This is a genomic window from Streptomyces sp. NPDC004111 (genome assembly GCF_042874215.1).
In the GTDB taxonomy this organism is placed as follows: domain Bacteria; phylum Actinomycetota; class Actinomycetes; order Streptomycetales; family Streptomycetaceae; genus Streptomyces.
Genome location: NZ_JBIAMU010000040.1, coordinates 1 through 25,550, shown reverse-complemented (window position 1 = coordinate 25,550; position 25,550 = coordinate 1). Strand labels below are relative to the sequence as shown.

At 72.2% G+C, this 25,550-nt stretch carries 22 protein-coding genes; 4 read left to right on the top strand and 18 right to left on the bottom strand.

The genetic code is table 11. The features are described 5' to 3' along the window. The first annotated feature begins 2 nt into the window (after positions 1–2). Positions 3–170 carry a hypothetical protein gene (locus tag ACFYVL_RS43390; protein WP_389255475.1) on the top strand — a complete coding sequence of 56 codons (168 nt, stop codon included), beginning with the start codon at positions 3–5 and terminating at the stop codon, positions 168–170. A 138-nt stretch (positions 171–308) separates the two neighbouring features. Here ACFYVL_RS43390 and ACFYVL_RS43385 read toward each other — a convergent pair whose 3' ends face one another. Further along, positions 309–653, bottom strand: coding sequence for a metal-sensitive transcriptional regulator (locus ACFYVL_RS43385; protein ID WP_389255473.1), 345 nt, complete (start codon positions 651–653; stop codon positions 309–311). A gap of 226 nt (positions 654–879) precedes the next feature. Here ACFYVL_RS43385 and ACFYVL_RS43380 point away from each other — a divergent pair, with 226 nt between their 5' ends. Both ACFYVL_RS43380 and ACFYVL_RS43375 read left to right on the top strand, forming a co-directional pair. Then, positions 880–1,500, top strand: a complete 621-nt coding sequence (locus tag ACFYVL_RS43380; protein ID WP_389255471.1) for a DUF47 domain-containing protein — start codon at positions 880–882, stop codon at positions 1,498–1,500. A 5-nt stretch (positions 1,501–1,505) separates the two neighbouring features. Further along, the gene (locus ACFYVL_RS43375) at positions 1,506–2,504 is read left to right on the top strand and encodes an anion permease (RefSeq protein ID WP_389255469.1); all 999 of its coding nucleotides are present in this window, start codon (positions 1,506–1,508) and stop codon (positions 2,502–2,504) included. 588 nt (positions 2,505–3,092) lie between these two features. On the opposite strand, the gene pstB is transcribed toward ACFYVL_RS43375, so the two are convergent. From pstB to mshD, 12 genes are all read right to left on the bottom strand, one after another. Then, positions 3,093–3,869, bottom strand: a complete 777-nt coding sequence (gene pstB / locus ACFYVL_RS43370; RefSeq protein WP_389255467.1) for a phosphate ABC transporter ATP-binding protein PstB — start codon at positions 3,867–3,869, stop codon at positions 3,093–3,095. 31 nt (positions 3,870–3,900) lie between these two features. Next, positions 3,901–4,977, bottom strand: a complete 1,077-nt coding sequence (pstA, locus tag ACFYVL_RS43365; RefSeq protein WP_389255465.1) for a phosphate ABC transporter permease PstA — start codon at positions 4,975–4,977, stop codon at positions 3,901–3,903. Continuing rightward, positions 4,974–5,981 carry a phosphate ABC transporter permease subunit PstC gene (gene pstC, locus ACFYVL_RS43360; protein ID WP_389255463.1) on the bottom strand — a complete coding sequence of 336 codons (1,008 nt, stop codon included), beginning with the start codon at positions 5,979–5,981 and terminating at the stop codon, positions 4,974–4,976. The genes pstA and pstC overlap by 4 nt, the downstream gene beginning before the upstream one ends. Positions 5,982–6,213: 232 nt before the next feature. Next, the gene (gene pstS / locus ACFYVL_RS43355) at positions 6,214–7,344 is read right to left on the bottom strand and encodes a phosphate ABC transporter substrate-binding protein PstS (RefSeq protein WP_389255461.1); all 1,131 of its coding nucleotides are present in this window, start codon (positions 7,342–7,344) and stop codon (positions 6,214–6,216) included. A gap of 565 nt (positions 7,345–7,909) precedes the next feature. Beyond that, positions 7,910–8,329 carry an NUDIX hydrolase gene (locus ACFYVL_RS43350; protein ID WP_389255459.1) on the bottom strand — a complete coding sequence of 140 codons (420 nt, stop codon included), beginning with the start codon at positions 8,327–8,329 and terminating at the stop codon, positions 7,910–7,912. Continuing rightward, entirely contained in the window at positions 8,326–9,438 is a 1,113-nt protein-coding gene (locus ACFYVL_RS43345; protein WP_389255457.1) for a CHAD domain-containing protein, read from the bottom strand. The genes ACFYVL_RS43350 and ACFYVL_RS43345 overlap by 4 nt, the downstream gene beginning before the upstream one ends. Positions 9,439–9,505: 67 nt before the next feature. After that, positions 9,506–11,893: an RNA degradosome polyphosphate kinase gene (locus tag ACFYVL_RS43340; RefSeq protein ID WP_389255455.1), complete on the bottom strand. Its 2,388-nt coding sequence runs from the start codon at positions 11,891–11,893 to the stop codon at positions 9,506–9,508. 583 nt (positions 11,894–12,476) lie between these two features. Continuing rightward, entirely contained in the window at positions 12,477–13,436 is a 960-nt protein-coding gene (locus ACFYVL_RS43335) for an ABC transporter permease (protein ID WP_389255453.1), read from the bottom strand. After that, positions 13,433–14,377, bottom strand: coding sequence for an ABC transporter permease (locus ACFYVL_RS43330; RefSeq protein ID WP_389255451.1), 945 nt, complete (start codon positions 14,375–14,377; stop codon positions 13,433–13,435). The genes ACFYVL_RS43335 and ACFYVL_RS43330 overlap by 4 nt, the downstream gene beginning before the upstream one ends. Next, on the bottom strand, positions 14,374–15,318 hold the full coding sequence (locus ACFYVL_RS43325; RefSeq protein ID WP_389255449.1) for an ABC transporter ATP-binding protein: 945 nt from the start codon (positions 15,316–15,318) through the stop codon (positions 14,374–14,376). Before ACFYVL_RS43325 ends, ACFYVL_RS43330 begins: the two co-directional genes overlap by 4 nt. Beyond that, positions 15,315–15,737 (bottom strand): GntR family transcriptional regulator, encoded by a 423-nt coding sequence (locus tag ACFYVL_RS43320; protein WP_389255510.1) that lies wholly within the window; start codon positions 15,735–15,737, stop codon positions 15,315–15,317. The genes ACFYVL_RS43325 and ACFYVL_RS43320 overlap by 4 nt, the downstream gene beginning before the upstream one ends. Positions 15,738–15,835: 98 nt before the next feature. Continuing rightward, positions 15,836–16,789: a mycothiol synthase gene (mshD, locus tag ACFYVL_RS43315; protein ID WP_389255447.1), complete on the bottom strand. Its 954-nt coding sequence runs from the start codon at positions 16,787–16,789 to the stop codon at positions 15,836–15,838. Between the two features lie 182 nt (positions 16,790–16,971). Here mshD and ACFYVL_RS43310 point away from each other — a divergent pair, with 182 nt between their 5' ends. Further along, complete coding sequence (locus ACFYVL_RS43310; RefSeq protein WP_389255445.1) at positions 16,972–18,810, top strand: bifunctional metallophosphatase/5'-nucleotidase; 1,839 nt, start codon at positions 16,972–16,974, stop codon at positions 18,808–18,810. Between the two features lie 64 nt (positions 18,811–18,874). On the opposite strand, the gene ACFYVL_RS43305 is transcribed toward ACFYVL_RS43310, so the two are convergent. From ACFYVL_RS43305 to ACFYVL_RS43285, 5 genes are all read right to left on the bottom strand, one after another. After that, complete coding sequence (locus ACFYVL_RS43305) at positions 18,875–20,476, bottom strand: ABC-F family ATP-binding cassette domain-containing protein (protein WP_389255443.1); 1,602 nt, start codon at positions 20,474–20,476, stop codon at positions 18,875–18,877. Between the two features lie 152 nt (positions 20,477–20,628). Then, entirely contained in the window at positions 20,629–22,047 is a 1,419-nt protein-coding gene (locus tag ACFYVL_RS43300; RefSeq protein WP_389255441.1) for a sensor histidine kinase, read from the bottom strand. Next, on the bottom strand, positions 22,044–22,862 hold the full coding sequence (locus ACFYVL_RS43295) for a response regulator transcription factor (RefSeq protein WP_389255439.1): 819 nt from the start codon (positions 22,860–22,862) through the stop codon (positions 22,044–22,046). The genes ACFYVL_RS43300 and ACFYVL_RS43295 overlap by 4 nt, the downstream gene beginning before the upstream one ends. 113 nt (positions 22,863–22,975) lie before the next feature. Beyond that, complete coding sequence (locus ACFYVL_RS43290; protein WP_389255437.1) at positions 22,976–24,019, bottom strand: S1C family serine protease; 1,044 nt, start codon at positions 24,017–24,019, stop codon at positions 22,976–22,978. Positions 24,020–24,153: 134 nt separating this feature from the next. Further along, the gene (locus tag ACFYVL_RS43285) at positions 24,154–25,176 is read right to left on the bottom strand and encodes a LacI family DNA-binding transcriptional regulator (RefSeq protein WP_389255435.1); all 1,023 of its coding nucleotides are present in this window, start codon (positions 25,174–25,176) and stop codon (positions 24,154–24,156) included. Positions 25,177–25,550 lie beyond the last annotated feature (374 nt).

Genomic DNA, 25,550 nt, shown 5'->3' with positions numbered 1-25,550 from the left:
TGATGCAGGTGGTTGTGATGCGTGGTGCTGCCGTACAGGACCGCGTTGCCCTCGCCGAGATCGAACTGTGCGGTGAGTTGATGATCGCCGCCTCGTCGACGGACGGGGAGCGGCTCAGCGCGGACCGGATCGACGAGGTGCTGAGGGCCGCGGCCAAGGAGTTCGAATAGCCGGGGCTCAAGGCGGACGAGAAGTGGCGAGGGGGGAGACGGCGGACGCCGTCTCCCCCCTCAGCCGTTGCCTGGACGCACGCAGCGGGCCGGGTTCGGCGGCCGGACGGCCGTCGTCCGGTCGGGTGCCGGCCGGGGTCAGGTGCGCATCATGCGGGCGATGGCCTTCGTCGCTTCCTCGACCTTCTCGTCGATCTCCGCACCGCCCTTGAGCGCCGCGTCCGCCACGCAGTGCCGCAGGTGCTCCTCCAGCAGCTGGAGCGCGAAGGACTGCAGGGCCTTCGTGGAGGCGGAGACCTGGGTGAGTATGTCGATGCAGTAGACGTCCTCGTCGACGAGCCGCTGCAGGCCCCGGATCTGGCCCTCGATACGGCGCAGCCGCTTGAGGTGTTCGTCCTTCTGCTTGTGGTAGCCGTGCGTCACGGCGGCTTCGGAGGGCGCGTCCGTCGTGGTCACGCCGGCCGCCTCTTCGGTGGTCGTCATCGCGTCCTCCTGTGAATTCAGCGGGGTATCAACGGGATGTCAGCAGGGACATCAGCGGGGTTGGATACCCCTCATGGGTATATTGTACGGCGCTTTCCAGCGGGCCGCGGGGGCCCGTGCCCGCCACTCTGCCCGATGGGCGACACTGAAGAACGCCGGTTAGCCGTGGCCGGATGATGCGCCTAGCATCAGCCTGACCGAATCCAATGCACCCCGAGGAACCCACGTGCGCTTTCGTCTGACCCCCCGGGAGACGAGCTTCTACGACATGTTCTCCGCATCCGCGGACAACATCGTCACGGGCTCCAAGCTCCTCATGGAACTGCTCGGAGCGGACTCCTCCGCACGGGCCGAGATCGCGGAGCGCATGCGGGCAGCGGAGCACGCGGGTGACGACGCCACTCACGCGATCTTCCACCAGCTGAACTCCTCGTTCATCACGCCGTTCGACCGCGAGGACATCTACAACCTCGCGTCGTCGCTCGACGACATCATGGACTTCATGGAGGAGGCCGTCGACCTGGTCGTCCTGTACCAGGTGGAAGAGCTCCCCAAGGGTGTCGAGCAGCAGATCGAGGTGCTGGCGCGGGCGGCCGAACTGACCGCCGAGGCGATGCCCTCCCTGCGCACGATGACCAATCTCACCGAGTACTGGATCGAGGTCAACCGGCTGGAGAACCAGGCGGACCAGATCCACCGCAAGCTGCTCGCCCACCTCTTCAACGGCAAGTACGACGCCATTGAGGTCCTGAAGCTGAAGCAGATCGTGGATGTGCTGGAGGAGGCGGCCGACGCCTTCGAGCACGTGGCGAACACGGTGGAGACCATCGCCGTCAAGGAGTCCTGAGCTTCGTGGACACCTTTGCGCTGATCGTGACCATCGGAGTCGCGCTCGGTTTCACGTACACCAACGGCTTCCACGACTCGGCGAACGCGATCGCGACGTCGGTCTCCACCCGTGCGCTCACCCCGCGTGCGGCACTGGCGATGGCCGCCGTCATGAACCTCGCCGGAGCCTTCCTCGGGCAGGGCGTCGCGAAGACCGTCAGCGAGGGCCTCATCGAGACGCCGCACGGCCAGAAGGGCATGGCGATCCTGTTCGCCGCGCTCGTCGGCGCGGTCGTCTGGAACCTCGTGACCTGGTACTTCGGTCTGCCCTCGTCCTCCTCCCACGCCCTGTTCGGCGGCATGGTGGGCGCGGCGCTGGCCGGCGGTACGGAGGTGATCTGGGGCGGCGTGCTGTCCAAGGTCGTCATCCCGATGTTCCTCTCGCCGGTGATCGGTCTGGTGCTCGGCTATCTGGTGATGGTCGCGATCATGTGGATGTTCCGGAAGGCCAATCCGCACAAGGCCAAGCGCGGCTTCCGTATCGCCCAGACGGTCTCCGCGGCGGGCATGGCGCTCGGCCACGGCCTCCAGGACGCGCAGAAGACCATGGGCATCGTGGTGATGGCGCTGGTCATCGCCGATGTCGAGGGCCAGGACGAAGCGATTCCGATCTGGGTCAAGATCGCCTGTGCGGTGACGCTGTCGCTCGGTACGTACGCGGGAGGCTGGCGCATCATGCGGACGCTGGGCCGGCGGATCATCGAGCTGGACCCGCCGCAGGGGTTCGCGGCGGAGACGACGGCGGCGTCCGTGATGTACACGGCTTCGTTTATGTTCCACGCGCCGATCTCCACGACGCATGTGATCACCTCGGCGATCATGGGTGTGGGGTCGACGAAGGGGCCGCGGGCGGTCCGGTGGGGCGTCGCGAAGAACATCGTGATGGGGTGGTTCATCACGATGCCGGCGGCGGCGATTGTGGCGGCGGTCAGCTTTTGGGCTGTACAGGTCGCCTTCGGCTGACGCGGCTTGCCCCTCCCTTTCGAACCGCCCCCGGCTACTTGCCGGGGGCGGTTCCTTTTTGACCTGCTCGGACGCGAGCGCGCGTACCCGCCTCCACCTGTGCAGGTGCGCCCCTTCAGGGGCGCGGGGAACTGCGCGAGCAACCACGCTCCTCCCGCGCGTGCGCACTCTCCCCTTGGCGGGCCCGCCACTCGGGGTCCGGGGCGGAGCTCCGGTTTCGGGAAGGGGCGGGGTGGGGTGAGGCCCCGCGCAGCGGGCCATTCCGGTGCGGAGCGGCGGGCCGGGGCCGGGCGGGGCCGGAAGGGGTGCGGCTCCGCCGGGGGCCGCCCCCTTGCCCGCCCGTTCCGCCCCCCGGGGGCGGCCCCGCCGCCCAAGGAGGCGGGGGAGCGAGAGGTGCGGCTCCGCCGGTCGAGGGGGCGGGGGGAGCGAGAAGGGCGGGCCCGCCGTCGAAGGGAGCGGGTGGGGTATGGCTTCGCCCCGCCGGGGGTGCCGGCGGGGCGAAGGGGTCTCGCGGTGGCACCGCCATGCAGCACCGCGAGGGTCCAAGGGCCGGCCGGAGGGGCCGGGGTTGGCCGGGAGGGGGCGGGGTTAGCCGAAGCGGCCGGAGATGTAGTCCTCGGTGGCCTGGACCGAGGGGTTGGAGAAGATGCGCTCCGTCTCGTCGATCTCGATCAGCTTGCCCGGCTGGCCGACCGCCGCCAGGTTGAAGAAGGCCGTGCGGTCGGAGACCCGTGCGGCCTGCTGCATGTTGTGCGTCACGATGACGATCGTGAACCGCTCCTTCAGCTCCCCGATCAGGTCCTCGATGGCGAGGGTGGAGATCGGGTCGAGGGCGGAGCAGGGCTCGTCCATGAGGAGGACCTGCGGCTCGACCGCGATGGCGCGGGCGATGCACAGGCGCTGCTGCTGGCCGCCGGAGAGGCCGGAGCCCGGCTTGTTGAGGCGGTCCTTGACCTCGTTCCAGAGGTTGGCGCCCTTGAGGGACTTCTCGACGATGTCGGAGAGTTCCGACTTCTTGTAGGAGCCGTTGAGGCGCAGGCCCGCCGCCACGTTGTCGAAGATCGACATGGTGGGGAAGGGGTTGGGGCGCTGGAAGACCATGCCGACGGTGCGGCGTACCGACACCGGGTCGACGTTGGACCCGTACAGGTTCTCGTCGTCCAGCATGACCTTGCCCTCGACGCGGCCGCCGGGGGTGACCTCGTGCATCCGGTTGAGGGTGCGCAGGAAGGTCGACTTGCCGCAGCCGGAGGGGCCGATGAAGGCGGTCACGGAACGGGGCTCGACGGTCATGGAGATGTCGTCGATGGCTTTGTGGTCGCCGTAGAAGGCGGACAGTCCGGAGACGTCGATTCGCTTGGCCATGATGTGGTCACTTCGCTTTCAGGGTGTCGCGTCAGCGACCGGTCTTGGGGGCCTTCCAGCGGGCGATGCCGCGGGCCACCAGGTTGAGGATCATGACGAAGGCGATCAGCACCAGGGCGGCTGCCCAGGCACGGTCGTAGCTCGCCTCACTGCCGACCCGGTACTGCTCCCAGATGTAGAAGGGGAGCGAGGACTGGGCGCCGTCGAAGGGGTTCGAGTTGATCAGCTGGGTGCCGAAGACCAGCAGCATGATCGGGGCGGTCTCGCCGGCGATGCGGGCGATGGCCAGCATGACGCCGGTGGTGATGCCGCCGATGGCGGTAGGCAGGACCACCTTCAGGATCGTGCGCCACTTCGGCACGCCGAGGGCGAGGGAGGCCTCGCGCAGCTCGTTGGGCACCAGCTTCAGCATTTCCTCGGTGGAGCGGACGACGACCGGGACCATCAGGATCGCCAGGGCGAGCGCGCCCAGGAAGCCGGAGGGGCCGAGTCCGAACATCAGCATGATCGCGAGGAGGAAGAGGCCCGCGACGATCGAGGGGATGCCGGTCATGACGTCCACGAAGAACGTCACCGACTTGGCGAGCGCGCCCTTGCCGTACTCCACCAGGTAGACGGCGGTCAGCAGACCGACCGGGGCGGCCACCAGGGTGGCGAGGCCGACCTGCTCGATGGTGCCGATCAGGGCGTGGTAGACGCCGCCGCCCGCCTCGAAGCCGGGCACGCCCGCCATCGAGTGGGTGAGGAAGTAGCCGTCGAGGACCTTGATGCCGCGGCTGATCGTCGTCCAGAGGAGGGAGGCGAGCGGGACGACCGCGGCCACGAAGCACACCCAGACGACGCTGGTGGCGACGCGGTCCTTGGCCTGCCGCCGGCCCTCGACCGCGCTGCTGGCGGTGTAGGTCAGGACGACGAAGAACAGTGCGGCGAGCATGCCCCACTGGACCTTGCTCTGCCACCCCGCCACGGTGCCCAGGCCGACGGCGAGGGCGAGCGAGAGGACGGCGAAGCCGATCGGGGACCAGCGGGGGAGGCTCTTGCCCGCGAGGGAGGAGGGCCGGGGGGCCGGGGTGGGAACCGCGTCCTTGGTCATCGTTGCCTGGCTCATGCGTTGGCCCCCGAGTACTCCTTGCGGCGGGCGATGATGAGCCGCGCCGCGCCGTTGACCAGCAGGGTGAGGACGAAGAGGACCAGACCGGAGGCGATCAGCGCGTCCCGTCCGTACTCGTTGGCCTCGTCGAACTTCGCGGCGATGTTCTGCGCGAAGGTACCGCCGCCCGCGTCGAGCAGGTGGAAGGAGAGCAGGAAGTTGGGCGACAGGACGGTGGCGACGGCCATCGTCTCGCCGAGCGCGCGGCCCAGGCCGAGCATGGAGGCGCTGATCACACCGGAGCGGCCGAAGGGGAGGACCGACATCCGGATCACTTCCCAGCGGGTGGCGCCGAGGGCGAGTGCGGCCTCCTCGTTCATCCGCGGGACCTGGAGGAACACCTCGCGGCTGACGCTGGTCACGATCGGCAGGATCATGATCGCGAGCAGGATGCCGACGGTGAACAGGTTGCGGGCGGCGCCCACTTCGGTCTTCTCGAAGATGAGCGTCCAGCCGAAGTAGCCGTCCAGCCATTCGTTCAGTCCGCCGAGGTACGGGACCAGGACGAGGGCGCCCCAGAGGCCGTAGATGATCGACGGTACGGCGGCCAGCAGGTCCACCACGTACGCGAGCGGCGCGGCCAGCTTGCGCGGGGCGTAGTGCGAGATGAAGAGGGCGATGCCGACGGCGATCGGGACCGCGATGACCATCGCGATGATCGAGCTGACGACGGTGCCGTAGAGGAGCACGGCGATGCCGAAGACCGGCGGGGTGGCGGCCGGGTCCCAGTCGAACGTGGTGAGGAAGTTGCCCTCGTTCTTGGAGAGGGCGGCACCGGCGCGGACCGTGAGGAACACCGCGATCGACGCCATCACGACGAGCAGCAGGATGCCGGAGCCTCGGGAGAGCCCGAGGAAGATCTTGTCGCCGGGGCGGGTGACGCTCTTCGCCTGCGCGGCGGGCCCGGGGGGCGGCGGTGGGGAGGCTGTGTCGGGCGGTGGTGGTGCTGCGGTGGTTGGCATGGCGGGTCTTTCCGGTCTGGGAGGGAGGTCCGTGGGGCGGGGGCTCCCGGGCGGCGGTGCACCGGATGGATGGGGCGGGTGGGGCGGGTCTTGCGGGTGAAGCGGGTTGTGCGGGGGGGGCGGGTGGTTCGGCTCCGCCGGGGGCCGCCCCCTTGCCCGCCCGTTCCGCCCCCGGGGGGCGGCCCCGCCGCCCAAGGGGGCGGGGGGGGGGTACGGGCGGGGGGGGAGGGGGTTACTTCAGGCCGGCGATGGTTTCGCGGACCTTCTGGTTGATCTCGGCGGGGATGGGGGCGTAGCCGGCCTCGGAGAGGACCTTCTGGCCCTCCTCCGAAGCGGTGTAGCCGAGGAAGGACTTGACCGTCGGCAGGGTGTCGGCCTTGTTGCCCGAGTCGCAGACGATCTCGTACGTGACCAGGACCAGCGGGTAGGCGCCCTCGGCCTTGGTGGTGTAGTCCAGGCCCAGCGCCAGGTCCTTGCCGGTGCCCTTGATCTTGGCGGCGGCGATGGCCTTCGAGGCGTTCTCGGAGTTCGCGGCGACCGGGGCGGCGGCGCCGGTGGCGACCTTCACCGTCGGGATGGACTGGGAGGTCGCGTAGCTGAGCTCGAAGTAGCCGATGGAGCCCTCGACCTGCTTGACCTGGGCCGCGACACCGGCGGAGCCGTTGGCGCCCTGGCCGCCCGGGGCGGGCCACTTCTTCTCGGCCTCGTACTTCCAGTCGGCCGGGGCGGCCTTGCCCAGGTACTTGCCGAGGTTCTGCGTGGTGCCGGAGTCGCCGGAGCGGTGGACCGACTGGATCGGCTTGTCCGGCAGCTTGGCGCCCGGGTTCAGCTTGACCAGCGCGGGGTCGTTCCACTTCTTGATCTGGTTGTTGAAGATCTTGGCGATGGCGGAGGCGTCGAGGACGAGGTTGTCGACGTTCGGCAGGTTGTAGCCGATCGCGATCGGGCCGCCGACCATCGGGAGGTTGATGCCCTGGCCGGTCTTGCAGACGGCCTTGGAGGCGGTGGCCTCCTCGGGCTTCAGCGCGGAGTCGGAACCGGCGAAGCCGACGACGCCGCTGGTGAAGTTCGAGATGCCCTCGCCGGAGGAGGAGGACTTGTAGTTGATCTCCACGCCCTGGCAGGCGGCCATGTAGTTCTTGACCCAGAGGTCCATGGCGTTCTTCTGCGCGGAGGAACCGGCGGCCAGGAGCTTGCCCTTGGCGCCCTCGCACTTGACGTTCTTGGCGGCGGCGGAGCTGCCCGTGCCGCCGGTGCCACCGGTGTTGTTGTCCGAGCCGCACGCCGTGAGGAGCAGGGCGCCGGAGACGGCGAGGGCGCCGAATGCGGAGGCGCGGAGCCGGTTCTTGCGCTGGAGCTTCATCACTCTCTGGTTCCTTCCGGGGGCCGCCGGTCCCTTGGGCGGGCGGCGTGCGTGGGATGTGGTTGCACTTCTTGCTGCGGGTACTTCGTACCGGTGGGTGAGGGCTCCGGCCGGGGGGCCGGGCACCTCGTAGGTACGAAATTAGGCAGAACAGGTGAAGCGGCCTACGGGGGAGAGTGAACGAGAGGTGAACCGTGGCGGGCGGCGGGGTGCTGGGCCGTTCGGGTGAACGGGGTGGGGGGCCGCGCTTCTCCCATGCGGGTGCGTGTGCGCACCCCCGCCCCCTTGGGCGGCGGGGCCGCCCCCCGGGGGGCGGAACGGGCGGGCAAGGGGGCGGCCCCCGGCGGAGCCGCACCCCTTCCGGCCCCGGCCCGCTGCTCCGCACCCAAGTGGCCGCTGCGCGGAGCCTCACCCCACCCCGCCCCTTCCCGAAACCGGAGCTCCGCCCCGGACCCCGAGTGGCGGGCCCACCAGGGGCGGGTGCCTACGCGCGGGCGGGTGGGGCTTGCTCGCGCAGTTCCCCGCGCCCCTAAAGGGGCGCCGCCCAAGCGGGCCGGGGTGCGGGTTAGGAGGGGTGGAGGGAGGTGAGTAGGGAGGTGAGGAGGGGGCGGTCGCGGGGGTGGGTGAGGCGGGACCCGGCCGCCGTCGGGGGGAGCCAGATGATGCGGTCGACCTCCGGGTTCGGGGCGAAGGCCCCCGACGTGACCTCCGCCGCCCAGTACGTCACCTGCTTGGGCCGCCCGTTCGCCACGTACCGCACCGTCGGCAGCCGTGCCCCCGGCACGCAGTGGTACCCCGTCTCCTCCAGCACCTCCCGCAGCGCCCCCGCCAGCGGGTCCTCGCCGCGTTTGAGCTTGCCCTTCGGGTGCGACCAGTCGTCGTAGTGCGGCCGGTGCACCAGGCAGATCTCGATGCCGTCGTCGTACGGTGCCCGCCGCCACAGCACGCAGCCGGCGGCCAGCACCGTACGGCTTCCGCTGCTCATCCCGATACCGCCTCCCTGATCGTCGTCTCCGCCGCGAGCCGCCACTGCCGCTGGAAGGCGAATCTGGCCGCCTCCACCTCGTGCCGCTGCTCCGAGTGCAGCACCCCGAGCGCGTACGCCGTGGCCGGGGCGATGCGGGCGGTGCGGGCCGCCGCCGCCGCTGCCGCCGCCGCTTCCGCCGCGTCGCGGTGCCGGTCCAGGGTGCGGCTCGCCTCGGCGAGTGCCGTGGTGCTGCCGCCGGTGACCTCCTGGGCGTACCGGTGCAGCCGCAGCAGCAGGCGGACCTGGTGCCAGGGGGAGTCCTGGCCCTCGTGGACCGCTTCCGCGTTGTACGGACGGGCCGCGCGCCCCAGCGGAAGGACGTCCACCGCCTCGGTGAGCCGGCGTGCGGCGTGCGCGGCGTACGGTGCCGGGTCCCCGGGCGTCACCGGCGCCTCGGAGGCGAGCACCGCCACCGCGTCGGCCACCGCGTGGAACCGGGAGGAGCCCAGCGCCTGGAGGGCCGCGGAGTGCGCGCGGGTGCGCGCGAGGGTGAGCTGCCGCTCCAGCAGCGCTCCGGCCCGCGCGATCCCGAGAGCCGTCTCCCGGGAGGGGGCCGTCTCCCGGGAGGAGGCCGTGTCCCGGGAAGGGGCCGCCTCACGCGAGGTCGCTGTTTCCCGCGAGGACGCCGCTTCCCGCGAGGACGCCGTGTCCTCCGCGGACCGGGCCTGGGCGGCGGTCCCGGAGACCGCGCCCACCGCGCCGGTTCTCCCCGCCCGCACCGGCTGCGGCACCGCGACGGGCGAGCCCAGCCGCTGGAGCGCCTCCAGCAGGCGCGCCAGTTGGGACGCGTGCGCGTGTTCGCGGGCCAGCGTGCCCGAGAGCCAGGCCAGTTCGGCCCGCAGCGGGTCCGCCCAGGTCCGGTCGGTCAGCGGCCGGAAGGTGTGCAGCGCCCCGCCGATGCGCCGGGCGGCCCGCCGCATCTCCAGCGCCGAACGCGCCGACAGTTCCGGGTCGGTGGCGTCCGAGCCCTCCCGGTGCCGGCGCAGCGCCCGCAGGAACTCGGCGGCCTGCTCGTGCAGATAGGGGGCGAGGGGGCTGTCGCAGGGCCCCTCGGGCGCACCCTTCACAGGTGCCTGGAGAGCGCGCTGGGCGCGCCCGTTAAGTGCGGAGTCATCGGTTCCCGTAGTGGCTGGGTCATGGTGTGGCACGTCGGCGCCTCCGGGCGTCGATCAGCATTTCCTGTACGTGGCGCAAGGGGTGTCCGTCCGCATCCGTCGAGTGGCGGGTCCAGTTGCCGTCCGGACCGAGGTGCCAGGACGAGGTGGTGTCCGACATCCCGGTCTCCAGCAGGCGGCTCAGCGCCGCCCGGTGCGCCGGGTCGGTGACGCGTACCAGCGCCTCTATGCGGCGGTCCAGGTTGCGGTGCATCATGTCCGCGCTGCCGAACCAGACTTCGGGCTCTCCGCCGTTGCCGAAGGAGAAGACCCGGGAGTGTTCGAGGAAGCGGCCGAGGACGGACCGGACCCGGATGTTCTCCGAGAGTCCGGCGACGCCGGGGCGGACCGCGCAGATGCCCCGTACCCACACGTCGACCGGGACGCCCGCCTGGGAGGCCCGGTAGAGCGCGTCGATGACGGCCTCGTCGACCATCGAGTTGACCTTGATGCGGACGAACGCGGGGCGGCCGGCCAGGTGGTGGACGACCTCCTTGTTGATGCGGGACACCAGGCCGTCGCGCAGGGACTTGGGCGCGACGAGCAGCCGGCGGTAGGTCTCGCGGCGGGAGTAGCCGGAGAGTCGGTTGAAGAGGTCGGAGAGGTCGGCGCCGACCTGCGGGTCCGTGGTGAGCAGGCCGAGGTCCTCGTACAGCCGGGCCGTCTTGGGGTGGTAGTTGCCGGTGCCGACGTGCGAGTAGCGGCGGAGGGTGTCGCCCTCCTGGCGCACCACCAGGGACAGCTTGCAGTGGGTCTTCAGACCGACCAGGCCGTACACGACGTGGCAGCCGGCCTCCTCCAGCTTGCGGGCCCACTTGATGTTGGCCTGCTCGTCGAACCGGGCCTTGATCTCGACCAGTACGAGGACCTGTTTGCCGGACTCGGCGGCGTCGATGAGCGCATCCACTATCGGCGAGTCGCCCGAGGTCCGGTACAGCGTCTGCTTGATGGCCAGTACGTCGGGGTCGGCGGCGGCCTGCTCCAGGAAGAGCTGGACGGAGGTCGAGAAGGAGTCGTACGGGTGGTGCAGGAGCACGTCCCGCTCGCGCAGGGCCGCGAAGATGTCGGGCGCGGAGGCCGACTCGACCTCGGCGAGGTCGCGGTGGGTCCCGGCGATGAAGCGCGGGTACTTGAGCTCGGGGCGGTCCAGGCTCGCGATGCCGAAGAGGCCGGTGAGGTCGAGCGGGCCGGGCAGCGGGTACACCTCGGCGTCCGAGACCTTCAGCTCCCGTACGAGCAGGTCCAGTACGTACGGGTCGATGGACTCCTCGACCTCCAGGCGCACCGGCGGGCCGAATCGGCGCCGCATCAGCTCCTTCTCCAGGGCCTTGAGGAGGTTCTCGGCGTCGTCCTCCTCGACCTCCAGGTCCTCGTTGCGGGTGACCCGGAACATGTGGTGCGCCAGCACCTCCATGCCCGGGAACAGCTCCTCCAGGTGCGCGGCGATGACGTCTTCCAGCGGTACGTAGCGCTCGGGCGACGCCTCCAGGAACCGGGAGAGCAGCGGCGGGACCTTCACCCGGGCGAAGTGGCGGTGGCCGGAGACCGGGTTGCGCACCACGACGGCCAGGTTGAGGGAGAGCCCGGAGATGTACGGGAAGGGGTGCGCCGGGTCCACGGCGAGGGGGGTGAGGACCGGGAAGATCTGCTGCCGGAAGAGGGTGAAGAGGCGGGCCTGCTCCTTCTCCGTCAGCTCGGGCCAGCGGATGAGGTGGATGCCCTCGTCGGCGAGCGCGGGCGCGATGTCCTGCTGGTAGCAGGCGGCGTGCCGGGCCATGAGCTCGCGGGAGCGGGTCCAGATCAGGTCCAGCACCTCGCGGGGCTGGAGCCCGGATGCGGAGCGGGAGGCGACGCCGGTCGCGATGCGCCGCTTGAGTCCGGCGACGCGGACCATGAAGAACTCGTCCAGGTTGCTGGCGAAAATCGCCAGGAAGTTAGCCCGTTCGAGGAGGGGGGTGGTGGGGTCCTCGGCCAGTTCGAGGACGCGCTCGTTGAACGCGAGCCAGCTGCGCTCGCGGTCCAGGAAACGGCCCTGGGGGAGCGGTGTGCTGCTGCCGTCGCCGTGCTCGGACTCGTCGTACACGTCGATGTCCGCGTCGAGGTCGGGGTCGAGCCCGTGGGACGCACCGGCCGTCGCGGAACCGCTCTCGGCGCGGGTGTGCGGCCGGTGCGCGGCTATCGCGCCCACGGAGGGCTGGGCGGAGCGGGATGCGGCCCGCTCCTCCTCCTGGCCCTTGCCCTTGCCCTGGCCCTGGGGCGTGGAGTGGGTCTGGGTCCGTTCCTGGGCCGTGGCCGGGGAAGGGGCGGCCGGCTGCACGTGCTGAACGGGGACCTCGGCGTTGACGCGGGGCTTCGGCTGCTGGCTCATGTCCCCATTCTTCCGCGCGGGGCCCTCGGCGGGCGCGCCGAAATAGAGGGCGGCGGGCGGAGAGTGCACGGGGGGTCGCATCCCGCGAGCTTCGCAAGCATGTCTGAATGGGGGGTTACGGGGACGTGTCATGCGGGAGCCGTGGTGAGGGCGGGCGGGGTGGCGTCGACCGGGGGTTTCACCCCCCGGGTTCCCCCGGAGCCGCCGCCCCCGGGGGGACGGGCCGGGCGGTGTCGCGCCTGCGTCGAGATCACGGCCGGGCGGTGTCGCGCCTGCGGCGGGCTTTTGCCCCTCCCCGCCCCTTCCCGCTGTGCCGCATGTGCGGCTGCCGCCGCGTGGCGCTGGGTTCTGCCCCTCCCCGCCCCTTCCCTAAACCGCTGCCGCGGGGCTGGTGGGGATTTGGCGGGTGGGTGTTTGGTTGTTCGCGCAGTTCCCCGCGCCCCTGAAGGGGCGCGGGGAACTGCGCGAGCGGGCACGTACGAGCCGCGGATACGCATCCGGCCGGGGAGGGATCGCCACCCATTTCGGGAAGGGGCGGGGTGGGGGAGAAGCCCCGCGCAGCGGACCTCCACTGCCGAGCCTCCTACGGGTGCAGGCGTCTCAGGACGCGGAAGGCCGCGTACGCCGCCAGCGCCGCGAGCACCAGCAGGATTCCGCTCTCCACCAGCTGCAGCGGCCAGAAGTCCGCCCCCGAGTGGTAGTCCGCCCACTCCGTCACTCCGCCCCGCTCCGCGACGCACTTGCGGAAGACGCTCTCGTACGCCCCTTCCGGCCCTCCCGCACGCACCGCCTCCCGGGCGGCCCTCTCGCACGGCTCCAGTGCCAGCCGTGTTCCGTCCGCCGTCTGCCAGCCCGCGCCGTGTCCCCACTCCGGGGAGTCGTAGCGCGACACGCCGGCCCCCGGACCCGCGTACGTGCGCATCGGCCACAGGTCCTGCCGCCACTCCTGGAGTGCGACCAGCACCGCCCCCGCCGCGACCGCCGCCGCGAGCATCGCGGGGACCGTCCGCCGCACCAGCAGTCCGGCCAGCGCGCCCAGCGCGACCCCCGCCAGCGCGTTCGCGACGGTCACCGGGCCCAGGGCGCGGTACACGGTGCCCTGGTACCAGGGCAGTTGCAGGTACTCGGACGCCGTGAACGGTTCGCGCACCACCCGGTACACCGCCATCAGCAGCGGCACCGCCACCAGCACCCCCGCCAGCACGACGGCCAGCTTCGACGCCAGCCACCGGGCCGGGGACACCGACTGCGTCCAGGCGAGCCGGTGGGTGCCCGACTCCAGCTCCCGCGCGACCATCGGGCCCGCGACGAACGCGCCGAGGAGGAGGGGGAGGAGGGTGAGGGCGGTGCCGCCCCACTCGGCGGCCAGGGCCAGCAGGCCGGGGGTTCGTTCCGGTGCGTCCGGGGCGGTGACGGCGGACTCCCACCGCCACCGCATGCCGCCCCCGGCCACCGCGGCCAGCGCCACCAGTACCGCCGCGGCGGTCAGGGTCCGCCGGTGCTGTGCCAGCACCACGCGGACCGACCCCCGTACGGTGCTCAAGCCCCCACCCCGTACCGCCTCCGCAGCACCCGGAAGGCCACCGTCAGGGCGACGGTCGCGAGCAGGAGCAGAATTCCGCTCTCGACCAGTTGCAGCGGCCAGAAGTGCGACTCCGGGTGGACGTCCGCGAAGTTGCGGACGCCGCCGAGGTCGGCCATGCAGCCCTCCAGGGTGTTGCCGACGCCGGTCGGGCCCAGGCAGGTCTCCACGGGGATGCGTTCGCCGGTGGCGGTCAGCATGCCCTCCTGGATCATCTGGACGTTGGGCGTCCCGGCGAAGAGTGCCTTGGGGGTGATCGTCTCGACCGGCCAGAGCAGTTCGCGCAGGAAGGAGAAGAAGGCCACCTGGGTGAGGATCACCGCGAGGCCGGTGGTCACCATCGCCGGTACGGTCCTGCGCACCAGCAGCCCCACCAGCGTGCCGACACCGACGCCGAGCGCGCACTGGGCGACCATGACCGGGCCGAGCATCTCGTAGGCGGAGCCGAACCAGGACAGGCTGAACGCCGACTCCTCCTTGAGGCCGCCCCTGGCCAGCCGGAACAGCACCACCAGCACGGTCGCGCCGCCCAGGATCACCGCGGTGGCCAGGGCCAGCTTGGCGGCCAGCCAGCGGACGGGCGGCACCGACTGGGTCCACAGCCAGGTGTACGTGCCGCTCTCCAGCTCGCGGGCGACCAGCGGGCCGGCGACGAACGCGCCGGCCAGGGCGGGCAGCAGGCCGAGCGCGGTGGTGGACCGGCCCAGGACCATGGCCATGCCGGTGTCGGCGTTGTGTGCGAGCGAGCCCTTGGGGTCGGTGCCCGCGGCGATCAGGAAGGCCGCGACGCCGAGGGCCGCCGCCAGCACGACCCAGGCGAACACCCGGGCCGTGGTGCGGTGCTGGCGCATGGTGACCCACTGGGGGCCGCGCAGGGTGGGCAGCAGGGTGAGGGCGCTCATGCGGCGACTCCCGTCTCGTGGCTGGAGCGGCCGGAGTGTCCGGCGGCCGTCGTGCGCGGTTCCGCGCTCGGGGTCAGCAGTGCGGGCGCCTGGGGCGAGCGCATGTGGGCGAGGAGCAGTTCCTCCAGCGTCGGTTCGACGGACTCCCAGTTGCCGCCGGGGGCCGGGGCGCCGTCCCGGCGGACCAGTGCCGTCATCTGCCGGCCTGTCACCCGGGACTCGACGACCGTGGTGTCCGGGCCGAGTTCGGCGACCGGGCCGGTCAGCAGGGCGTGCGCGGCGAGGAGTTCCTCGGTCTCGCCGCCGAGCCGCACCCGGCCCTCCTCCATCAGGAAGAGGTAGTCGCAGGCGCCCTCCAGCTCGGCCAGGATGTGCGACGAGATGACGACGCTGGTGCCGCTCTCGCCCGCCTCGGCGAGCAGGTTGCCCATCAGCTGGTGGCGGGCGAGCGGGTCCAGGTCGGCCATCGGCTCGTCCAGCAGCAGCAGTTCGGGCTGCTTGCCGAGGGCGAGGGCGAGGGCGACCCGGGTGCGCTGGCCGCCGGAGAGGTCCCGTACCCGGGTGGCGAGGTCGAGGCCGCCGTCCGCGACGATGCGTTCGGCACGGGTGTCGTCCCACCGGCCGGGGTTCAGCTCGCGGCCCATGCGCAGCGTCTCGGCGATGCTGAACTGGCCGTACAGCGGCTTCTCCTGTGCGAGGAAGGAGATCCGCTCGCGTGCCTCGCCGGGGTTCGCGCCCAGCACCCGTACGACGCCCTCGGTCGGCCGCAGCAGTCCGGCCAGCTGTGCCAGCAGTGTCGACTTGCCCGCCCCGTTGGGGCCGACGAGCGCGCAGATGTGTCCCTTCGGGAGGCGGAAGGAGCAGTCGCGCACCGCCCACTTGTCCCGCCGTCCGTACTTCTTTCCGAGGCCGGCCGCCTCGATCGCGGCAGTCGCCGTCATCCCTGCTCCCCTATGTGCTGTGCGGTGCCGGCGGGTGTCCCGCCGTCGAATACCTCGTCCAGTACGGAGGTGAGGAGCGCGGCCACGTCGTCCCGGTCCATCCCGGACTCCTTGGCGCGCTTCCCCCACTCCTTCAGCTCGTCGCGCAGCGGCGAACCGGCGGGCTGGGCCGCCCCCAGGGACCGGGTCACGAAGGTCCCCATCCCGCGCCGGGCCTCCACCAGGCCCTCCCGTTCCAGCTCGCGGTAGGCCTTGAGCACGGTGTTCGGGTTGATGGCCGTGGCCTCCACCACCGCGCGGGCGGTGGGGAGCTGGTCCCCCGGCTTCAGCAGCCCGAGCCGCAGGGCGTGCTTGGTCTGCTGCACGATCTGGAGGTAGGTGGCGACGCCGTTGCGCCGGTCGATGCGGTACTCGACCATCACGCTCACCCCCCTTTCACTAATCAAGTAGTGAAAGGGTGATGCAAAAGAGGGGCCGGTGTCAATCGGCACCGGCCCCTCGGGGTGTTCTGCGGGTGTTACGACTCGGTTCGGTACATCAAGTCCGTTTCGTACGTCGTGAAGCCGAGCCGCTCGTACACCGTCACGGCCGCCACGTTGTCGGCGTCGACGTACAGCGACGCGGTCGGCAGCCCCTCCGCGGCCAGGTGCCGCAGCCCGGTCGCGGTCAGCGCCTTGCCGAGCCCGCCGCCCTGGGCGTCCGGCGAGATCCCCACGACGTACACCTCGCCGAGCTGCTCCTCGCGGTGCACCTTGGTCCAGTGGAAGCCGACGATCCGCCCGTCGTCCTCGGCCACCGCGAGGAAGAACCCCCGCGGGTCGAACCACTCCTCGGCCATCCGGTCGTCCAGGTCGCGCTGGGTGAGCGAGCCCTGCTCGGGGTGGTGGGCGAACGCGGCGGCGTTCACCGCCAGCCAGGCGGCGTCGTCCTGACCCGGCACGAAGGTCCGCACCCGCACGCCCGCCGGGTACACCGGCTCGGCGATGTCCAGCTCGTCGAGCTTGCCCAACGGGCGCCGCAGCTGGCGCAGTTCGCGGAAGAGCGCCATCCCCAGCACCTGCGCGAGATGCCGGGCCGCCGACTTGCCGCCGTGCGCCCACACCCGCAGCCGCCGCCCGGACGCGGCGAGCAGCGCGTCCCCGAGCGCCCGCCCGAACCCCTGCCCGCGCCGCTCCGGGTCGACCACCAGCTCGGCGGCCGGCGCCTCCACCGGGTCGGTGTCCTCCAGCTGGGCGTACCCGACGAGCACGTCGTCCGCGTCGTACGCCAGCAGGTGCGAAACCCCCTCCCGGCGCCCGCCCTTGAGGGCGAGCCGCCCCTGCTCGGAGACGGCCTGGGCGCCGTCCGCCCGCGCGGCGTCGGCGAGCAGCGCGAGGACGTCCGCGGCGCGGCGCTCGTCGAGCGCGTCGAGGGTGGTGATCCGGGGTGCGGCGGGGCCTGGGGAGGCGGCGGTGGATGCGTCAGTGGTCATGGTGACGAGGTTACGACCGCGGGGCGGCGGGCGGCAGGGGCGACGGGTGCCGCGCGCCCACGCCCCGCGTACGGCCAACGGAAACCACCTCGTAACCGGCTCACCCCTGTTGCGCTACGCGCGTCAACCATAGGCTGCGAGGCGCAGCCCACACCCTTCACGCTGAACTCACAAGGGGACAGATGTCAGCGAACCCTCGTCCGAACCGCGCGGTGCGGCGCCTTCTGGTCGCCGCCGCCGGGCTCACCACCGTCGGCGCGCTCGTCGCCGCGATGCCCGCGGGTGCCCAGGGCCCGAGCGGCAACGGCCACGGCGGCGGCCACGGGAACGGCAACGGCCACGGCCGGACCGTCGACGTGCAGCTCCTCTCCTTCAACGACCTGCACGGCAACCTGGAGCCCCCGGCCGGTTCCTCCGGCAAGGTCGGCACCATCGACGCCGGCGGTGCCGAGCACCTGGCGACCAGCCTCCGCAAGGCCCGCGAGGGCAAGAAGTACTCGGTCACGGCCGCCGCGGGCGACATGATCGGCGGCAGCCCGATGCTCTCCGGGCTCTTCCACGACGAGCCCACCGTCGAAGCCCTGAACAAGATGAAGCTCGACGTGACGTCCGTCGGCAACCACGAGTTCGACGAGGGCTCGGCGGAGCTGCTGCGCATCCAGAACGGCGGCTGCCACCCCACCGAGGGCTGCTACGAGAAGGACAAGAAGGGCAAGCCCAAGAAGTTCCAGGGCGCCGACTTCCCGTACCTCTCCGCGAACGTCACCAAGGAGAAGACGGGCAGGACGCTCCTCAAGCCGTACACGGTGTGGAAGAAGAACGGCGTCAAGATCGGCTTCATCGGCGTCACGCTGGAGAACACCCCGGGCATCGTCACGGCCGCGGGCGTCAAGGGGCTGAAGTTCCACGACGAGATCGAGACGGTCAACAAGTACGCCAAGGAGCTCGACCGGCAGGGCGTGAAGTCCATCGTCGCGCTCATCCACGAGGGCGGCGCCCCCGCCTCCACCGCGTACGACTACAACTGCGACAGCCCCGGCCCCGGCGACGGCATCTCGGGTCCGATCACCGACATCGCCAAGGGCATCAGCCCCAAGGTCGACGCGCTGGTCACCGGCCACACCCACCAGAGTTACGTCTGCACCATCCCCGACCCGGCGGGCAACCCCCGTCTGGTGACCTCCGCCGCCTCCTTCGGCAAGGTCTACACGGAGACCACGCTCACCTACGACCGCCGTACCAAGGACATCGTCCGCACCACGGCCAAGTCGCCCAGCTCGCGCAACCACATCGTCACCCGTGACCAGCCCGAGCGGGAGAAGCTCGGCGCGGACATGCGGAAGCTGATCGAGCGCTGGAACGTCCTCGCGGCGCCGATCGCCAACCGCCCGCAGGGCTACATCTCCGCCGACATCAACGGCCGCGGCTCCACGGCGATGGAGAAGCCGCTCGGCAACCTCATCGCCGACGCCCAGCAGCAGGGCCTGTCCGCCGCCGACAAGGGCGGCGCCCAGCTCGCCCTGATGAACCCGGGCGGCATCCGCTCCGACCTCGTCTACAAGGCGTCCGGCGCGGAGGGCGACGGTGTCGTCACCTACGGGGAAGCCTTCACCGTCCAGCCCTTCACCAACCTGATGAACGTCGTCGACCTGACCGGCGCCGACCTCATCGCCGCCCTGAAGCAGCAGGTCAGCGGCCCGAACGAGGCCTCCCCCCGGATCCTCCAGATCTCCAGGGGCCTGACCTACACCCTGGACCTGACCAAGAAGGGCGCCGACCGCGTCGACGCCGCGACGGTCAAGCTGAACGGCGAGGCGATCGACCCCGCCAAGACCTACCGCGTCGCGATGAACGAGTTCCTGGCGGGCGGCGGCGACAACTTCCCGGCCCTCGCCCTCGGCAAGAACAAGCTGAACGCGGCCTCCGACCTGGACGTCTTCAACGCCTACCTGGCCGCGAACTCCAGCGCCGCCAAGCCGCTGGCCCCGCCGGCCACGGACCGCATCACGATCGTCAAGTAGCACCTCCCCGTACGGCGGCAGGGGCGGCACACCTCCGGGTGTGCCGCCCCTGCCGCGTCCTGCCTCACGTGGTGCCGAGCGCGAGCGTCCGCCCGCCGAACCGCTCCCTCAGCAGCCGGTCGTGCGAGGCGACGACCAGGGTTCCGGAGTACGTCGCGAGGGCGGACTCCAGCTCCTCCACCAGGGCGGGGGAGTAGTGGTTGGTCGGCTCGTCGAGGAGGAGGAGGTCGACGGGGGCGACGAGGAGTGCGCCGAGGGCCAGCTTGCGGCGCTGTCCGACGGAGAGCGCGGCGAGCGGGCGGTCGGTGTCCCGCGGCCTCAGCAGGCCGTGCCGCACGAGGAGTTCGGTGTGCTCCTCGCCCAGGGCGGCGCGGACCCGGCGGCCGTCCCCGGGCGGGGTGTCCTGGCGCAGGTGGCCGACCCGGGCGGGGCGTACGACGCTCCCGGAGTCGGGGGCGAGACGTCCGGCCAGGACGTCCAGCAGTGTCGACTTGCCCGCGCCGTTGGGGCCGGTGAGCAGGAGGCGGGCGCCGGGCTCCAGGGTCGTGGTGCCGGGCAGGTGCAGCCGCCCCGCCACCCGTACGTCCGTCAGCTCGACGGCCGCCCCCTCGCCCGTGTCCGCGATCCGGCCGGTGAAGCGCAGCGGCTCGGGCGGCGGCGGTACGGGGTGGGTGGTCAGGCGGTGCAGCTGCTCGCGGGCGTTGCGGACGCGGACCGCGGCGCCGTGTGTACGGGAGCGGGCCCGGAAGGCGCCGGCGCCGCTGAAGCCGCGCGGCAGCTTGCGGGGGACCGCGGCCATGGCGCCGCCGTTCGCCTCGGCGAGCGCGGTGTGCCGGGCCACCTCCTGCTTCCACTCCTCGTGCTCGCGCGCCCGGCGGGCCCGCGCGGCGGCCTTCGCCACGAGGAATCCGCGGTACCCGTCGCCGTACCGGTGCACGGTGTGCGTGTCGCCGTCCACCTCCAGGACGGTCGGGGTGACCCGCTCCAGGAAAGCCCGGTCGTGCGTCACGGCGACGACCGTCCCGCGGTGCGCCCGCAGCCGGTCCTCCAGCCAGCGGACGGCAGAGTCGTCGAGGTCGTTGGTCGGCTCGTCGAGGAGGAGGAGTTCGGCGCCGGAGGAGAGCGCGGCGGCGAGGGCGAGCCGGGAGCGCTGCCCGCCGGAGAGCGTGCCGAGCGGCCGGTCCCGGTCCAGCGCCGCGGCTTCCCCGAGGTCGCGCAGGGTGATGTCGACGAGCCGGTCGGCGTCCGCCCCGCCGCGCGCCTCGTGGGCGGCGAGCAGTGCGCCGTACGCGTCGAGACCGCTTTCGGTGAGCCGGGTCTCGGCGTCGGCGATCCGCCGCTCCAGCTCCCGCAGGTCCGCCAGCGCGAGGTCGATCGCGTCGCCGACGGTGGCGGTGCCCGGCAGGCCGAGCGTCTGCGCGAGGTGGGCCCGGCCGCCGGGGGCGACGACGGTGAGGCTGCCGTTGTCGGGCTGCTCCTGCCCGGCGAGCAGCCGCAGCAGGGTGGACTTGCCGGACCCGTTCTCCCCCACCACACCGACCTTCTCGCCGGGCCGGACGCTGAAGGAGACGCGGTCCAGCACGAGTTGGTCGTCGTAGCGCTTGGTGAGGCCGAGGGCGGCGAGCTGGGAGGCGGTGGCGGGGGTGAGGGGTGCTGCTGGGAACAAGTGGGGGCCTTTCGCAGGGGGCGAGGAAGGTGTCGCTCAACGAGACGAACCGTCTCGACTCGCACGACAGTAGCGGGTTGTCCGCGACTTGGCAAGACGGTCCGTCTCGTTGGGGTGATTCGCTTCCCGGCCGTGCGCCGCCGTCCCCGCCCCTAGGGCACCTCGCTCGGCGGCGGTGTCGGGGCGCCCGGGAGGCGGACGACCGCCTCTGTTCCCGGGCCGCCGTCCGACGGTGCGCGCAGGGCGATCTCGCCGCCGGATTCGCGGATCGTGCGGGCGACGATCGACAGGCCGAGGCCGGAGCCGGGGAGCGCGCGGGCCGACTCCGAGCGCCAGAAGCGTTCGAAGACGTGCGGGAGGTCGGCGGGCGGGATGCCGGGGCCGTGGTCGCGGACGGTGAGTTCGCCCAGGTGCAGGCGGACCTCGACCGTGCCGTTCGGCGGGCTGAACTTGACCGCGTTGTCGAGGATGTTGACCACGGCCCGCTCCAGCGCGGCCGGTTCGGCCCGTACGTACCAGGGGGCCAGCGACGTCTCGAAGGTCAGCTCCGGGCCGCGCAGCCGCGCGCGGTCCAGTGCGATGCGGGTGAGGTCGTGCCAGGAGACGACCTGGGGGGCGGACGGGCCCGCGGTGGGCTTCTCCGGGCGGGCCAGCTCCTGGAGGTCGCCGATGAGGGAGGCGAGTTCGGTCATCTGGGCCTTGACCGAGGTGAGCAGCGCCTTGCGGTCGGCCGCCGGGATCGGGCGGCCCGTCTCGTCGCTGCGGGCGAGCAGCTCGATGTTCGTGCGGAGGGAGGTGAGAGGGGTGCGCAGTTCGTGGCCGGCGTCGGCGATGAGCTGCGACTGGAGGTCCCGGGAGGAGGCCAGGGCGGCCGTCATCGCGTTGAACGACGCGGACAGCCGGGCGATCTCGTCCTCGCCCTCCACCGGGATGCGGACCGTCAGGTCCTCGGTGCGGGCCACGTGCTCGACCGCCCCGGTGAGGCGGTCCACGGGGCGCAGACCGGTGCGGGCCACCCACAGTCCGGCCGCGCCCGCGCCGATCACCCCCAGGCCGGTCACCGCCAGCAGGACCAGCGCGAGGCGGTTGAGGGAGTTGTCGACCTCCTTGAGGGGGCGGGAGAGGGAGTAGGCGAGGCCGGTGGCGTCGTCGCGCTGGGTGAGGATGCGGACAGACTGGCCCTGGCTGTTGGTGCCGTCGTGCAGCGCCTCGGGCAGCAGCCGCAGCGCCACCCGAATGTCCGCCGGCTCCACGGTCACCGGGGAGGAGCCCTTGTGCACACAGCGGCTGCCGTCGGCCAGCACCAGCTGGAGGTCCGCCGTCCCAGGCAGCGCGTTGCGGTCCGGCGGCGGGCCGCTGGGCAGGCACTCCGTGTACGTGGACTGGAGCATGAAGCTCGGCACGCCGATGTTGCGCAGCGAGTTGTCCAGTTCGCCGCGCAGCTGTTCGCGGGTGAGCAGCCAGCACGCCGCCGCCACCGCCGCGACCGCCACCGCGACGGCCGTCGCCACCAGCAGCGCGAGCCGGGAGCGGATGGGCAGGGTGCGCAGGCGCCGCAGCGGCGAGGTCACGCGGAGCCGCCCGGCCGGTGGCCCGGAGGCGTGCCGGGCGCGGTGCCGGTGCCCGCCGGAGTCCCGGAGTCCGTGCGCAGTACGTAGCCCACGCCCCGCACCGTGTGGACGAGCCGCGGTTCGCCGCCCGCCTCCGTCTTGCGGCGCAGGTACATCACGTACACGTCCAGGGAGTTCGAGGACGGCTCGAAGTCGAAGCCCCAGACCGACTTGAGGATCTGCTCCCGGGTGAGGACCTGGCGGGGGTGCGCCAGGAACATCTCCAGCAGGGTGAACTCGGTGCGCGTCAGGTCCACCTGCCGCTCCCCGCGCGTCACCTCCCGGGTGACCATGTCCATCCGCAGGTCCTCGAAGGTGAGTACGTCGCCGGGCGCGGCCGGCAGCCCGGCCTGCGCCGCGTACGAGCTGCGGCGCAGCAACGCCCGTACCCGCGCGAAGAGTTCGTCCAGCTCGAACGGCTTGACCAGGTAGTCGTCCGCCCCGGCGTCCAGCCCCGAGACGCGGTCGCCGACCGTGTCGCGCGCGGTCAGCATGAGGATCGGGGTGGTGTCCCCGGAGTGCCGGAGCCGGCGGGCGGCGGTGAGGCCGTCCATGCGCGGCATCTGGATGTCGAGAATGATCAGGTCGGGCGTGTACGCGGCCGTCTTCGTGAGGGCCTCGATGCCGTCGGCGGCCGTCTCCGTCCCGTACCCCTCGAAGGCCAGGCTGCGCTGGAGCGCCTCCCGTACGGCCGGTTCGTCGTCGACGACGAGGATGCGCTCGGCGCCGTGCGGGCGCTCCTCGGGGGGCGGGGCTGCGGAGGTCGCGGGGGTCATCGGGGCTTCCTGGTGTTCTCCGGTGGGCGGTGCGGTCCAGCTTTGCACGGCCGAGGGGGCCGCGGCCCGTCCGGCGGGACCGGGGGCCGCCGCTGCCTGGGCGCGGGGCACGCCTAGATGCCGAAGCCGCCGAGCCGGTCCTGGGGGGACGAGGGGGTGTCGTTCCGGGAGCCGGTGTCGCCGCTGCCGCCCTTGCGGAGGCTGTCCAGGTCGGACTTGACCGTGTCGACGGGGATGGCGAAGCCGAGGCCGACGCTGCCCGAGCTGCTGCCGGAGCCGGAACTCGGCGCGTACATAGCGGAGTTGATGCCGATGATCTCGCCGCGCATGTTGATCAGCGCACCGCCGGAGTTGCCCGGGTTGAGGGAGGCGTCGGTCTGGATCGCCTTGTACGTGGTCTTGGAGGAGCCGGTGTCGCCGTTGAAGCGCTCGCCGCCGAACTCGAACGGCCAGCCGCCCTGTCCGCCGCCCTGCCCGCCCTGGCCCTGGCCCTTGTCCTGGTCCTTGGAGACGGTGACGTCGCGGTCGAGCGCGGAGACGATGCCGCTGGTGACCGTGCCGGACAGGCCCTCGGGGGAGCCGATCGCCACGACCTGCTCGCCGACCTTGAGGTCCTTGCTGCTGCCCAGCTTGGCGGTGGGGAGCTTGCTCGCGCCCTGGAGCTTGATGAGGGCGAGGTCCTTGTCCGGGTCGGTGCCGACGACCTTCGCGGTGTACGACTTGCCGGTGGACAGGGTGACCTTCACGGTGTCCGCGCCGGCGACGACGTGGTTGTTGGTGACGATCTCGCCGTCCTCGGTGATGATCACGCCGGAGCCGGTGGAGGCGCCCGCGCTGGAGGTCGCGCTGATCTCGACGATGGCGGGTCCGACGGCCTGGGCGACACCGGCGACGGTGCCCATGCTGGACTGCGAGACGTTCGTACCGGCGGCGCCGGTGCCGGTGCCGGTGGTGCCGTCCCCGCCGACGTACCGCTCGGTGAGGTAGGCGGCACCGCCGCCGACGGTGGCCGCGACGATGGCGACGGCGGCCAGGAGGGCCACCGGGCGGCGGGCACGGGCCCGGTGCGCGGTGGGCGGCTGCTCGGGCGGCGGCGGGAAGCCGGCGTACGACGGTGAGGGCTGCGGGATACCGGGCTGCGGGGTCTCGTTCGTCATGCTCATGAGCTTCGGCCCGCTGCATGAGAAGAACCTGAGGGCAGCTTAAGAAGGGCGGCAGATTCCTGTATGCCCGATGTAAGGGCCGCGGGGCCAGGGGAGTGGCCCCGCCGTCCGGGAGGGTGCGGGTGCGGTCAGCCGCAGCCGCAGGAGCGGCGCACGATCAGCGCCGACGGGAACTGCTTCACCCGCTCGCGGCGCGAGCCCGCCACCCGCAGCCCGTCGTCCAGCACCAGGTCCACCGCCGCACGGGCCATCGCCGGGCGGTCCGAGGAGACCGTCGTCAGCGGCGGGTCGGTGAGGGCCGCCTCCTTGACGTCGTCGAAGCCGGCCACCGCCAGCTCTCCCGGCACGTCGATCCGCAGCTCCCGCGCCGCCCGCAGCACACCGATCGCCTGGTCGTCCGTGGAGCAGAAGATGGCCGGGGGACGGTCGGGGCCCGCGAGGAGCTCCAGGGCGACCTGGTAGGCCGCGTACCGGTCGTACGGGGCCTGGAAGAGCCGGCCCTCGGTCGGGCGGCCCGACTCCTGCATGGCCCGGCGCCAGCCCTCCACGTGGTCGGCGACCGGGTCGCCGACGGACGGGGTGGAGTCGACCCCGCCCAGGCACGCCACGTACGCGTGACCGTGTTCGAGGAGGTGGCGGGTGGCGAGCTGGGCGCCGCCCACGTCGTCCGTGACGACCGCGACGTCGTCGATCGCCTCGGGCCGCTCGTGCAGCAGCACCACCCGGGCGTCCCACGCGTCGATCTCCGCCGCCGCGCTCTCGCTCATGCCCTGGCTGACCAGGATCAGGCCGGAGACGCGCATCCCGAGGAAGGCGCGGAGGTAGTGCACCTCGCGCTCGTTGCGGTAGTCGGAGTTGCCGACGAGCACCATTTTCCCGCGCTCGGCGGCGGCCTGCTCGACCGCGTGCGCCATCTCCGCGAAGAACGGCTGCCGGGCGTCCGGCACGATCATGCCTATGAGGTCGGTCCGCCGGGACGCCATCGCCTGCGCGACCCGGTCCGGGCGGTAGCCCAGCTCCTTGATGGCGGCGAGGACACGCTCGCGCGTGGCCGGGGCGACCGGCCGGGGTCCGTTGTTGATGACGTAGCTGACGACCGCGGTCGAAGTACCCGCCAGTCGTGCCACATCGTCCCGCGTCACCTTGGCCACGCGCAGGAGTCTACGCGGATGGACCAGGCCACAGGCCGGTCGTCCCAAGGATGAGGCCGACTTGGTATCTGATGCTCCGGTTGTGGCCGGTTCGGCTGTCCGGCGGTACCCGGCCCGGGGGGGGGGGGGGGGGGGGGGGGGGGGGGGGGGGGGGGGGGGGGGGGGGGGGGGGGGGGGCGGGGGGGGGGGGGGGGGGGGGGGGGGGCGCCCGGCCGGGGGCGCGGGGAACTGCGCGAGCAACCACGCTCCTCCCGCGCGTGCGCACTCTCCCCTGGGCGGGCCCGCCACTCGGGGTCCGGGGCGGAGCTCCGGTTTCGGGAAGGGGCGGGGGGGGGTGAGGCCCCGCGCAGCGGGCCATTCCGGTGCGGAGCGGC